The organism is Pseudarthrobacter sp. S9, assembly GCF_050156545.1.
Classification (GTDB): Bacteria; Actinomycetota; Actinomycetes; order Actinomycetales; family Micrococcaceae; genus Arthrobacter.
On the sequence record NZ_CP189576.1, the window covers coordinates 3,395,994 to 3,405,318 of the forward strand.

Annotated in this window: 18 protein-coding genes; 4 read left to right on the forward strand and 14 right to left on the reverse strand. The window is 62.9% G+C overall.

The window, feature by feature from the left end; genetic code table 11:
- Positions 1–100: 100 nt before the first annotated feature.
- The 10 genes from ACQCSY_RS16305 to ACQCSY_RS16350 form a co-directional block, all read right to left on the reverse strand.
- Positions 101–1,306: a hypothetical protein gene (locus ACQCSY_RS16305; RefSeq protein ID WP_427130399.1), complete on the reverse strand. Its 1,206-nt coding sequence runs from the start codon at positions 1,304–1,306 to the stop codon at positions 101–103.
- Between the two features lie 118 nt (positions 1,307–1,424).
- Complete coding sequence (locus ACQCSY_RS16310) at positions 1,425–1,631, reverse strand: hypothetical protein (RefSeq protein ID WP_427130400.1); 207 nt, start codon at positions 1,629–1,631, stop codon at positions 1,425–1,427.
- A gap of 32 nt (positions 1,632–1,663) precedes the next feature.
- The gene (locus ACQCSY_RS16315) at positions 1,664–1,948 is read right to left on the reverse strand and encodes a hypothetical protein (protein WP_427130402.1); all 285 of its coding nucleotides are present in this window, start codon (positions 1,946–1,948) and stop codon (positions 1,664–1,666) included.
- The gene (locus ACQCSY_RS16320) at positions 1,945–2,073 is read right to left on the reverse strand and encodes a hypothetical protein (protein WP_427130404.1); all 129 of its coding nucleotides are present in this window, start codon (positions 2,071–2,073) and stop codon (positions 1,945–1,947) included. The genes ACQCSY_RS16315 and ACQCSY_RS16320 overlap by 4 nt, the downstream gene beginning before the upstream one ends.
- Positions 2,070–2,450 (reverse strand): hypothetical protein, encoded by a 381-nt coding sequence (locus tag ACQCSY_RS16325; protein ID WP_427130405.1) that lies wholly within the window; start codon positions 2,448–2,450, stop codon positions 2,070–2,072. The genes ACQCSY_RS16320 and ACQCSY_RS16325 overlap by 4 nt, the downstream gene beginning before the upstream one ends.
- Positions 2,451–2,549: 99 nt before the next feature.
- A complete protein-coding gene (locus ACQCSY_RS16330) occupies positions 2,550–2,939 on the reverse strand; it encodes a hypothetical protein (protein WP_427130406.1) in 390 nt (129 codons plus the stop codon).
- On the reverse strand, positions 2,936–3,160 hold the full coding sequence (locus ACQCSY_RS16335; RefSeq protein ID WP_427130408.1) for a hypothetical protein: 225 nt from the start codon (positions 3,158–3,160) through the stop codon (positions 2,936–2,938). The genes ACQCSY_RS16330 and ACQCSY_RS16335 overlap by 4 nt, the downstream gene beginning before the upstream one ends.
- Positions 3,153–3,278, reverse strand: coding sequence for a hypothetical protein (locus tag ACQCSY_RS16340; RefSeq protein WP_427130410.1), 126 nt, complete (start codon positions 3,276–3,278; stop codon positions 3,153–3,155). Before ACQCSY_RS16340 ends, ACQCSY_RS16335 begins: the two co-directional genes overlap by 8 nt.
- A complete protein-coding gene (locus ACQCSY_RS16345) occupies positions 3,275–3,550 on the reverse strand; it encodes a hypothetical protein (RefSeq protein ID WP_427130412.1) in 276 nt (91 codons plus the stop codon). Before ACQCSY_RS16345 ends, ACQCSY_RS16340 begins: the two co-directional genes overlap by 4 nt.
- Positions 3,547–3,888, reverse strand: a complete 342-nt coding sequence (locus ACQCSY_RS16350; RefSeq protein ID WP_427130413.1) for a hypothetical protein — start codon at positions 3,886–3,888, stop codon at positions 3,547–3,549. Before ACQCSY_RS16350 ends, ACQCSY_RS16345 begins: the two co-directional genes overlap by 4 nt.
- Positions 3,889–4,099: 211 nt before the next feature.
- On the opposite strand from ACQCSY_RS16350, the gene ACQCSY_RS16355 reads away from it, so the two are divergent.
- The 4 genes from ACQCSY_RS16355 to ACQCSY_RS16370 are packed head-to-tail and all read left to right on the forward strand — an operon-like array spanning position 4,100 to position 5,745.
- Positions 4,100–4,612, forward strand: coding sequence for a hypothetical protein (locus ACQCSY_RS16355; RefSeq protein WP_427130415.1), 513 nt, complete (start codon positions 4,100–4,102; stop codon positions 4,610–4,612).
- The gene (locus ACQCSY_RS16360; protein ID WP_427130417.1) at positions 4,596–5,018 is read left to right on the forward strand and encodes an ImmA/IrrE family metallo-endopeptidase; all 423 of its coding nucleotides are present in this window, start codon (positions 4,596–4,598) and stop codon (positions 5,016–5,018) included. Before ACQCSY_RS16355 ends, ACQCSY_RS16360 begins: the two co-directional genes overlap by 17 nt.
- A gap of 38 nt (positions 5,019–5,056) precedes the next feature.
- Positions 5,057–5,377: a hypothetical protein gene (locus ACQCSY_RS16365; protein WP_427130418.1), complete on the forward strand. Its 321-nt coding sequence runs from the start codon at positions 5,057–5,059 to the stop codon at positions 5,375–5,377.
- A complete protein-coding gene (locus ACQCSY_RS16370; RefSeq protein WP_427130420.1) occupies positions 5,374–5,745 on the forward strand; it encodes a hypothetical protein in 372 nt (123 codons plus the stop codon). Before ACQCSY_RS16365 ends, ACQCSY_RS16370 begins: the two co-directional genes overlap by 4 nt.
- 471 nt (positions 5,746–6,216) lie before the next feature.
- On the opposite strand, the gene ACQCSY_RS16375 is transcribed toward ACQCSY_RS16370, so the two are convergent.
- The 4 genes from ACQCSY_RS16375 to ACQCSY_RS16390 form a co-directional block, all read right to left on the reverse strand.
- Positions 6,217–6,705, reverse strand: coding sequence for a sigma-70 family RNA polymerase sigma factor (locus ACQCSY_RS16375; protein ID WP_427130422.1), 489 nt, complete (start codon positions 6,703–6,705; stop codon positions 6,217–6,219).
- A gap of 44 nt (positions 6,706–6,749) precedes the next feature.
- Positions 6,750–7,289 carry a multicopper oxidase domain-containing protein gene (locus ACQCSY_RS16380; protein WP_427130423.1) on the reverse strand — a complete coding sequence of 180 codons (540 nt, stop codon included), beginning with the start codon at positions 7,287–7,289 and terminating at the stop codon, positions 6,750–6,752.
- Positions 7,195–8,457: a multicopper oxidase family protein gene (locus ACQCSY_RS16385; protein ID WP_427130424.1), complete on the reverse strand. Its 1,263-nt coding sequence runs from the start codon at positions 8,455–8,457 to the stop codon at positions 7,195–7,197. Before ACQCSY_RS16385 ends, ACQCSY_RS16380 begins: the two co-directional genes overlap by 95 nt.
- A gap of 730 nt (positions 8,458–9,187) precedes the next feature.
- Positions 9,188–9,322, reverse strand: a complete 135-nt coding sequence (locus tag ACQCSY_RS16390; RefSeq protein WP_427130426.1) for a hypothetical protein — start codon at positions 9,320–9,322, stop codon at positions 9,188–9,190.
- Between the last annotated feature and the right edge of the window lie 3 nt (positions 9,323–9,325).

A 9,325-nucleotide genomic window follows, 5' to 3' on the forward strand; every position in this document is an offset into this window, starting at 1 on the left:
ACTTCGGCCTGGGTTTGGGGTGCGCCGTCGCGTTCGCAGGGATCGTTGCAAAGGTCGGCGCCGCAGTCGTCACATGTGTAGAGCCGGCCGCAGTAGCAGGTCATGCCGCGACCTCGCCGTCTTCGATCGTGATTCCGAAGTCTCCGGTCTCGTTGACGATCTCGATGAAGATCTGGAAGTCGGCGTCGGCGGCCATGGCTTCGAGTGCAGCCAGGCTGTCGGAGTCGAGTTCGTTGCCGTTGCGGACGATGAGGACGCGGAGCTCGGGGTTGAGGGCGATCATCATGGCGGCGGAGACGAGGACCTTCTCGGCGGAGGATGCGCGGTTGAAGGGTCGACCGTTGTAGAGCACGCCGTCGGCGTCGAAACCGAGGCCCTCGACGGGGAACTTGGCCGCGGCGAGCCCGGCGGCCTTCTGCGCGTCGATCTCTTCGATGCCGTCAGTCAGGTCGGATGCCTCCTGCAGGGCAATCGTGAGCCGGGAATCGATGGCCGCCTTTTCGTTGGCCAGTCGGATCTGGGCATTGGTTTCCTCGGCGCTGTCGAGCTGGGCCTGCATTGCGTCGACGTCCATGAGTGCGGGTGCCGACTTTGCGCGGGCGGCGGCATTCGCAAAGACGACCTCGGCGTTGGCCAGCTCGGCTTTCAGTCGTTCGACGGCCGCGGCGGCGTCGGTTGCGGACTGCCTGGCCGCGAGGATTTCCCGGTTCAGCATCTCGTTCTTCCGGTACTCGGAGACGAGGGCGGAGACGCTGACCTCATCCTCGGGGAGCCCCTCGGGTGTGGGCATGAACGCGGCGCCTTGAGCCTGCAGGTCCTTCATACTGCGGTTCACGTCGGTGCGGCTAGCGAAGAGCTCGGCGCGCTCCTTGTCGAGCTGCGCCGGGTCGAACGGCAGGTCAACGAGTCCGAGCAGCGTCTTGAGCTGGTCCTTGTCGTTGAGGCTGGCGAACTGGGAGGCGTCGATGCCGAGCGATCCGATGAGGGAGTCGAGCTTGGCCTGGCCGTACTTGGCACCGTCGGCAGCCTTGATGACGAGCTTGGACCCGGCAGGGGTGTAGGTGCGGGTGATGATGAGTCCGTCGTCGGTTTCGACGGTGATGCCGGCCTTGTCTGCGCCGTCGTTGATGGGGCGGGTGATGACGCGGCCGTTGTGGCCGCAGATGGCGGCTTCGAAGGCGTCGAGGATGCTGGACTTGCCCTGCTTGTTCTTGCCGGCAAGGGCGACGAGCGATCCTGTGGGGGCGATCTGGACGTAGTTGAGGCGCTGGAACTTGCTGAATTCGGCGAACTTGATCTTGCTCATGAGTTGTTACCTCTCAGTGGGGATAGGTCTGTGGGTAATGAGTTCACTCTACATGTTTGTAGTGACAAAAAATAGTGGTTCAACTACTAAACATGGACCGAGCTTGAGGGGTGTTACTTCAGATGGGGTAGCCGTGTTCCGGGACGCCGCGGTTGCGGCGGTCGTTGAGCCAGTATCCGAGTGCGGCGGCGGCCGAGTTGAGCTCGAAGGCGGGTCGGGGGGCGCCGCGCTTGGCCGCTTCCGCGTTGCAAAGGGTACAGGCGCCTTTGTGGTGGGTGAGCTTCGTGTCGGGGTGCTTGGCGAGGCTGGTGCGCTTGGGGCGCATGGGCCAACCGCATGTGCCGCAGCGGCCGGCACTCACTGGTTCACCGGGCCGAGGATGGCGATGGTGTCCGGTGCGTAGGATACGCATTTGCAGTCCGGGCATATGACCATGCTGTTGGACTGGCGGGCCCATCTGACGAACGGTGCGCAGTGGGCTTTGATCGGCTTTATCCCACATTCCGGGCAGGCCAGGCGTGTGTAGTGGGCTGCTGGCCCGCCATGTGCGGCGATTTCGACGGCGTGCATGACGCCTTCGCATGCCGGAGCCTCCATCTCCCCGACGAGTGCGGCGAGGTCGGTGTCGAGTGCCGTGCTCATGGGATGAGTACCCAGCAGAGCGTGAAGCCGGTTGCGGGGATGATGACGAGGGCGAGGATCGCGGCGGCGATGTCGGCGAGCTGTTCGCCCCGTTCCGTGAGGTGGATCCGAGTGCAGGGGCTCATGCCGCGTGCCTTGCAGGGGTGAACGCGGACTCCTGGAGCAGCGCGTACATATGGTCGCGGAGGGTGCGGTGGGTTAGTTCGTCGCGGAGATCGGGCCGGTTGTCGATGGTGAGGTCGCGGTTGATGACGATGCGCCAGTGGGTGCCGAGTTCGACAGACTGGAGCTCTTCGAGCGTGGCGAGGAGTTCGCGGATGGCGCCGGTGGCCTTCTCGCTGATGTCGGCGCCGGTTTCGCTGTCAAGGTGCTTGGCGAGGTGCTCGACGCGGATGTCCCATTCGTGGCCGGGCTCGGCGGCCGGAGTGTCTTCTACGAACTGCCGGCACTGCGAGAGGATGATCTGCCGTGCGCGGTCTTCGGTGACTTTGCGGGTGCTCATTGCGGTGCTCCTATCTGGTTTCGTGGGTATGGGTGCAGGTGTGGTGGACGCGGATGTTGCCGGTCCACTCGACGTAGTCGTGGCACTGGTGCTCGTTTTTCATTTGTCAGCCTCGAGTTCGATGATTTTGAGGATGGCCAGCTGGGTGGAGGCAGGCTGCTTGACGAACTCGGCGTCGGGCCGCCCGGAGAACTCGGCGGCCAGGTCGTCGAGGCGTTTGTACTGGGCGTCGTGTTCGGCAGTCATGAACTGCCACACGGCGAGGTCCTGCATGGCGGTCACCCTCGCCTCTTTGATGCTGGTGAAGATGATGTGGTCGTCGCCTACGAGGTAGGTGTTCTTGTCGGTGGGGGAGTGCTGGACGGTGGGGAAGTCGTTGCGGGCGATGAAGATGAACTCTTCGTCGAGGGCGTCGACTGCGTGGCTGGTGCTGCCGCCAAACAAGCCGCTGAGTATTTCGCGGACTCGGTCTTTCGGCGTGGTGGTCACTTCGGTCTCCTTGTGCGGCGGGTCTGCCGCTGTTGTGGCGGGCTTGCTTCGGATGTGGTGAGGATGGTTGCTAGGTGGTGTTCGGTGAAGCGGACGGTGCGGGGCCCGAATTGGAGGTAGGGCCAGGTGCCGTCGCGGGCTTTGGCGCGAATGGTGGCCGGCTTGAGCTGGAGAATTTCGGCGAGCTGGGTGACGGTGTAGGTGCGGGGGGTGTCAGTCATGGGCGATGCGGAACTCTTTCGGGATGACCGACATGACGGCGGCCCGGGTTTGGGTGAGGTCGAGGTCGGCGTCGATGATGACGGTGACGGCGTGGCGGATTGCTTCGATGTGGGTCACGCGCTTGCGCCCTGCCAGACTGCGCAGACTCCGCGGGAGCGGCCGGGGCGGGATGATTCGTGGTAGCCGACCTTGCGGATGATCTTGGCGCGGGAGGCTTCCTTGAATAGCTGCCCCCACATGGACGGGTGCGCCGGGGCTTCGAGGCCGCCTTTGGTGAGCGCGTAGGCGTCGAAGGGCTTGCCGGCGAGGGCGGCGGCTTCGATCGCCGCGAGGGCCTGGCCGGTCCAGTCGGGGGTGTTGGGGTCTTCGAAGACTGCAGCTCTGGTCATTTGGTGCTCCTGACTTCGCGGGTGACGGTGGTGATCTTGGAGGTGAAGAGGGTGTTGGCGGGGACTTTGAAGACGGCGGCGATGGCTTTGGCGACGTCCGCGCTGCACGTGTCGCGGGCGCCGGAGGTGAGGTTCCCGATGGTGGATTTGGAGACGGTGGGCCGGTCGGCTCGTTTTACGGCGCGCCCTCCGTTGTTCTTCCTGGCCATTGAGGCAAGGTGGTTGTCGACGGCGTCGGTGAGCGTGCGGACCGAGTACCCGTTGTAGTCGCGGACGTCGTTGAAGATTTGCGTGCTGGTGAGTCTGACGGTGTGCTTTTTTACCTTGGTGAGCGCCATGGGGTTCTCCCTTCTGCTGTTTAGTGGTTACCCCAAACAGTAAACAGTGTGGACAGTGTTTGTCCACACTTTCGAAGAAGTTTCTTTCGGGCTGGCCCGAAAAACCGCGTAAACACGCGAATCACACGCATGTTCTTTGTGGACTACCCAAGTAGTGTTTAGGCGAATACAAGTATTGACGTGTTTAGCGGATAGGACGGACAGTAAACCCATGAGCGAGATATCACCCCAGTGGGAAGACCTGATGGTCAGGGCGGGCTACCCGTCGATGCGGAAGCTGAGCGAAGCATGCGGCGTTAGCCCGGCTACCGTGGCCGGCATCGTCCTGCATGGCAAGCCGGGGTCGGACGAGTCCGTTGAGAAGATCGCTCAAGCACTGCGGGTCACCGTTGCGCAGCTGAATGAGATTCGAACCGGGCGCCGGGAGGAACCACTCCGGCTGCCTAAGGGAACTGAAAAGCTGTCTCCGAGCGAAAAGGAGGCGGTCCAGGTGATCATCCGATCCCTGGTGAACGCGAAGGAGTCCGAGCATGAACATGTCACCAAGAAGAAGAGTCAACATCCGCCAGAACCTCTGGAGGAGAAGAAGTCAAGCCGGCCTGAAACGCTGGCTACCGTTCACAAAATGTCCCCCCGGGCCGATAGCTTGATCGAACAACCTTTGGGGAATGCTGCAAGGACGGTCAAGAATGCGAAGCCAGACGAGGGTGACGACCCTGCCTAAAGTGACCTACCGGCACCTGCCGGGGGATCGCGTAGGTGAGTATGACCTGGGTAAGAATCTGATCATTCTCGATCCGAGGACATCGAAAACGACGCAGCGGTGCACGCTGGTGCACGAGATGATCCATTGGGAGCGCGGGGATGTTGCGACCGGGCATGGCTGGTTTGATGCCCGGATTGAGCATCATGTCGAGATGGAGACGGCGCGGCGGCTGATCAGCGTTGAGGAGCTGGCGGCCGCGATGGAGTGGGCGGATCATCCGCAGGAGGTGGCCGAGCTCCTGGATGTGGATTTGTCCGTATTGGTGCGTCGGTTCGGGATTTTGACGTTCGATGAGGCGCAGTATCTGGCGAGAAGAGTCGGTCCTATGAAGGATTGGCCGGTGTTGAGAAACGGGGATTGGTGAAAAAGGTTCTTTTGGCGGCACCTGTGATAGTGCTGGTAATGGCAGGATGTGGTGGTCCGCAGAAGGATGCCACCTATGAGAACGCAACGAAGCTGCGGGATGCGGTGATCGCGTCCGGCGTGGAATGCCCCGGTGACGCGGTCAAGCACAACGACAAGTTCGGCGAGGATTTCGTGAAGTGCTCGGCGTCGATGGGGGTGTCCGTGTTCGACAAGGACGCTGACCTCAACATCGCGAAGGCGACGCACGACTTCACCAAGGATCCATACCTGGCGGGCGCCCGGTGGCTGATCCAGGGTGACGCCGGCACGCTGGGCAAGCTGAAGGACAAGCTCGGCGGATCGCTGGCCGTGCCGTGACGGGCCCGACGCTGGCCGGCCTGATGGCGCAGGTCAAGGGTGAGCGGTCGTTCCGCGAGCTGATGGAGAAGGCCGCCGGGCTCGGACACCCGTCGAAGCTGTCCACGTGGCAGCAGTGGGGCGATCCGAAGTTTCAGCGGAAGCTCCTGCCGGACCCTGAGACGATCCGTGCGTTCGCCCGGGGCCTGGGCGCTTCGGAAACTGAGGTCTTGCTGGCGGCGGCCCGACAAGTGGGGCTCGACGTCGGGGAGGGCAACACCACTGATTTGATGCTGGCCGGGGCCGGGGGATTGCCGCCGGAGGACCGGAATATCCTGGCATCGCTGGCGGCCGTGCTGGTGGCGAAAGGCGCAGCCGGAAATGGTTGATTTCAGAAGATCAGCCGCCCCGGGATCGTGTCATCACGGATAACACATTGGGTGTGTTTAGCGTTTGACCTAAACATCTAACAGCACTAAAGGCGCGGGCTGTGATGACAGTTCCCAGTGTTCATAAGGGTTTTTAGGGGGTTCAATTCCCCCCATCTCCACCCACCATGGGTAGTTCACGCAACTATCCATAACGCGAACACAAACCCCCTACGGGCCAAGGCCGGTAGGGGGTTTTGTTTTTGAAGCGCACGGTGGCGCTGCTAACGGCAGCCTAGAGCGTTGCGCGCTGGTGCGAACATCGTGCAGCTCCGGTTCAGGTAGCCAACCCGCGCACAATTCAGGTCTCCGCCGCGGAAGGAGCCATCACAGCCAGGCAGGAACATTTGGTCCGCAGCGTTCCCGTGAGTGGCGGACATGCACTCATCGGGAGGCTCAGCCAACCCCTTGCCGCCCGCAACGTTTATCGTTTTATTTCCCTTCGTCTAGGATCGTCCGGAGGGCCTTCAGCGCATAGAAGGCGCGCGATTTCACCGTGCCGGTTGGAATATTGAGTTGCAACGCCGCCTCACTCACCGTGAAGCGGCGGTAGTGCAGTGCCACCAGCACGTCCCTGTGTTCCGTGCTGAGCCTCAGCGGGGCCTCTTCCACCAGGACCCTGTTGAGCAGCTCATCGATCCGCCCTGAGACTGAGACGGGATGAGCGACACCACGCTCCTCAGCCTCTGGCGGCCAGCGCTGTGACTTCCGGTAGTTGTCGATCATGATGTTTCGCGCCGTCCTGAACAGATAGCTGCGCATGGCGCCGGTAGTCTTCGGCGCTTGCTGGACCCGCAGCACCGTTTCGCGCACGATGTCGTCCGCCAGCACAGGGTCCAGTGAAGCGTTCAGCGCAAACCGGCGCAGGGCGCTGCCGTGCTCACGGTAGATCGCCGTAACAACGTCCTCGTCGAGCGCCATGCACCTACCTCCCCTGCGATGCGGCCAAGATTCCCGCTGATTGTTCAGGTCCCGGCAGGGAACCCGGTCAGGTACACCGGACGGAAGTGATCCGCCGGCAAGGTGTCACGGACGGGCGGGTCAGTGGTGATCGGGTCGTTTTTGCGCAGGTCACCTATGGAGAACTGCACCATCATGTCGTGGTCCTCGTGCACCAGGTTGTGGCAATGCATCATGTAGCGTCCTCCTCCTCCTCCGGTGTCGGGTCCGGTGTTGAACTGCATGAGCGCCGTGATGGACTCGTTCTCACCCGCGTAGACGACGTCCTTGGGCCCGGTCTCCCACGCGAACGGTTTTCCGCCGCTGGTGTTGCGGGCGATGATCTTGAAGTCGATGAAATGGATGTGGACCGGGTGGAACCAGCCGCCGGACTGGTTCGTGATGGTCCACTGCTCAATGTCAAAGGGCCGAGGGTTGCCGAAGAGCTTGGTAAACCCGGACTTCTCCACGTCATCCCAGCGGACGCCGTTGATCGTCCATTCTCCGTGCTCCCGATCGACCGTGAGGTGCCGCGTGGCCACGGCCATGTCCGGAGTCAGGCTCATGGTAGCGATGCCGCCCCTGAGCCGCATTCGGCACCCCGCCGTCGTCCAGCGTCGCGGGGATGCTGGGGATGGAGCCGGCGCTGGAGCCGGAGTCGGCCACGACCTCGAACCGCATGATCTTTCCCGTATTGGCGAAGTCGATGTTGTTCTTGTTGCTCAGGTTCCGCAGCTCGATCATCTGCCCCGCCCGGTAATGCCGGAAGTCCACCAGGACCTCGTAGCGCTCCGCCGTGCCCTGCCGCCACGAGGCCTCCGCCTGGACCTTGGGCACCATGCCTCCGTCGGTCCCGACCACGTAGACCGGATCTCCGGTCGACAGCGTGGGGCGGTACGAACGGGCTACCGAGGCATCGAGCACCCGGAACCGGTAGATGCGGGGCTTGACCTTCATGGTCGGCCAGGGCACGCCGTTGACCATGATGATGTCGCCCCACAGTCCCTTGACGTCGTTGTCGTTGTAGGCCAAGGATCCGTCCGCGTTGAACATGGCGTCCGAAATCATCAGGGGAACGTCGAACTCGCCCTGCGGCAGCTGCGCCCGCTCGAAGCGGTCGGACAGCGGGTAGAACCCGGCGAGGCCCGAGTACACGTTCTGGGCCGTGATGTGGTGCTTGTGATCGTGGTACCAGAGGGTCCGCGCCGTCTGCCAGTTGGGGTAGTGGTAGTTCTTGACATTTCCCGGCACGGTGATGTCGTTGGCGTAGCCGTCGTACTGAGGGAGCGATGCCGAGCCGTGCAGGTGCGTGACGGTGTTGATGGCCCCGGGAAACAGCAGGCCGGTCCCGGGGAAGGCGTTACGGATCCGGACTTCGACCCGGGTGCCCTGCGCGGCCCGGATTGTGGGGCCGGGGAAAATGCCGTTGTACCCTGCCACCGTGGTGGACAGGCCGGGCACAAACTGCGCCTGACCGAGCTTCTTGGTGAGGGCATAACGGGCGAACGGGCGCGCCGGGTCACCGTCGTCGTGTCCGGTTGCGAACGGCGCAAGCACCGGCGGGCGGCGGAACACCCCTCTATAGGGAACCGGCGTGTTCCGGGGAGCCAGCTGACTCGAGGTAATGGGGGCGGGGGCGGACGGCAGCAGGGCGGCGGCGTCTGAACCTTTCATACCGACCATACCGAAGGCGCCCAGCGCGCCCACCGTCAGAACTTCCCTGCGAGATGCCATGACCTCTCCTAAAAAGGTGCGTGGTGTGGGCAGTTGCGGCTGGCGAGGGAATCGGGCAGGCTCCTGCCCCTGCTGAGGTCACCGCTCCACCCTTTCCGCAACGACTTCATGGTCCACGCCGTCCAGTTCCAGATGACGGATTGCGCCTTCGTGTCCAAATGGTGTTCCTTGGACCTTGGAAAAATGCTGGGGGCTGCCGAGTCCGGGTGGCTGTCGGGCCCTGGGAAACTGCCGGCGGGCGGCTGCGGCGAGACAGACCACGCCGTCAGCGCCGTCAAACACAGCATTCGCCGGACCCGGGCCGGCCCGGTGACGAGGTCCGTGCAGGATTCCTGCCGACGGCGGAGAGCCGGCACCACTCACGAAATTGTGGTTCGCGACTCTGCCCACGGCGCCCCTGTACAGGGCAAGTCATGGCAAGTTGAGCATGATGACAGGTATGGCCGAAGGTGCGGGGTATCGGGACGTCCCCGCGGCTGAACTCCGCCGGCCACCGGTTAGCGACCCTGAGCAAAGCCCGAGCGGGAACCGGACATTGTGAATCACTCACCGTCGGATCGCCGGCAACGGAGCTCCACCCCGTAAAAAAGTTCCGCCCGGTAAAAGTTCCACGCAGTACAAAAGGCCGGAAGCTTCTGCTTCCGGCCTTTTGGGTTTTCACGACACTTGCTGGCTCGAAGCCTTGGAGTCCGGTGACCAGCCGGGCGCTTTCTTGATGAGCGCTTGCAGCTCAGCGCTTCTTGATGTGTGCCACCGGGTCGGAATGTGTGTCCGCAATGTTCTTGGTCTTCTTCTCGGCCCGTTTTTCCTTGATGGTCTTCACCGGCTTCTTGGCCTGGTGCTGGTGCGGCGATTTGTCAGGCATGGT

Bases quoted from the DNA above. Each gene is read 5' to 3' on its own strand.
- ACQCSY_RS16345 (WP_427130412.1), bottom strand. From the start codon at position 3,550: ATGACCAGAGCTGCAGTCTTCGAAGACCCCAACACCCCCGACTGGACC.
- ACQCSY_RS16305 (WP_427130399.1), bottom strand. From the start codon at position 1,306: ATGAGCAAGATCAAGTTCGCCGAATTCAGCAAGTTCCAGCGCCTCAAC.
- ACQCSY_RS16385 (WP_427130424.1), bottom strand. From the start codon at position 8,457: ATGGCATCTCGCAGGGAAGTTCTGACGGTGGGCGCGCTGGGCGCCTTC.
- ACQCSY_RS16335 (WP_427130408.1), bottom strand. From the start codon at position 3,160: ATGACTGACACCCCCCGCACCTACACCGTCACCCAGCTCGCCGAAATT.
- ACQCSY_RS16350 (WP_427130413.1), bottom strand. From the start codon at position 3,888: ATGGCGCTCACCAAGGTAAAAAAGCACACCGTCAGACTCACCAGCACG.
- ACQCSY_RS16310 (WP_427130400.1), bottom strand. From the start codon at position 1,631: ATGCGCCCCAAGCGCACCAGCCTCGCCAAGCACCCCGACACGAAGCTC.
- ACQCSY_RS16390 (WP_427130426.1), bottom strand. From the start codon at position 9,322: ATGCCTGACAAATCGCCGCACCAGCACCAGGCCAAGAAGCCGGTGAAG.
- ACQCSY_RS16375 (WP_427130422.1), bottom strand. From the start codon at position 6,705: ATGGCGCTCGACGAGGACGTTGTTACGGCGATCTACCGTGAGCACGGC.
- ACQCSY_RS16325 (WP_427130405.1), bottom strand. From the start codon at position 2,450: ATGAGCACCCGCAAAGTCACCGAAGACCGCGCACGGCAGATCATCCTC.
- ACQCSY_RS16320 (WP_427130404.1), bottom strand. From the start codon at position 2,073: ATGAGCCCCTGCACTCGGATCCACCTCACGGAACGGGGCGAACAGCTC.
- ACQCSY_RS16355 (WP_427130415.1), top strand. From the start codon at position 4,100: ATGAGCGAGATATCACCCCAGTGGGAAGACCTGATGGTCAGGGCGGGC.
- ACQCSY_RS16365 (WP_427130418.1), top strand. From the start codon at position 5,057: ATGGCAGGATGTGGTGGTCCGCAGAAGGATGCCACCTATGAGAACGCA.
- ACQCSY_RS16315 (WP_427130402.1), bottom strand. From the start codon at position 1,948: ATGAGCACGGCACTCGACACCGACCTCGCCGCACTCGTCGGGGAGATG.
- ACQCSY_RS16380 (WP_427130423.1), bottom strand. From the start codon at position 7,289: ATGAGCCTGACTCCGGACATGGCCGTGGCCACGCGGCACCTCACGGTC.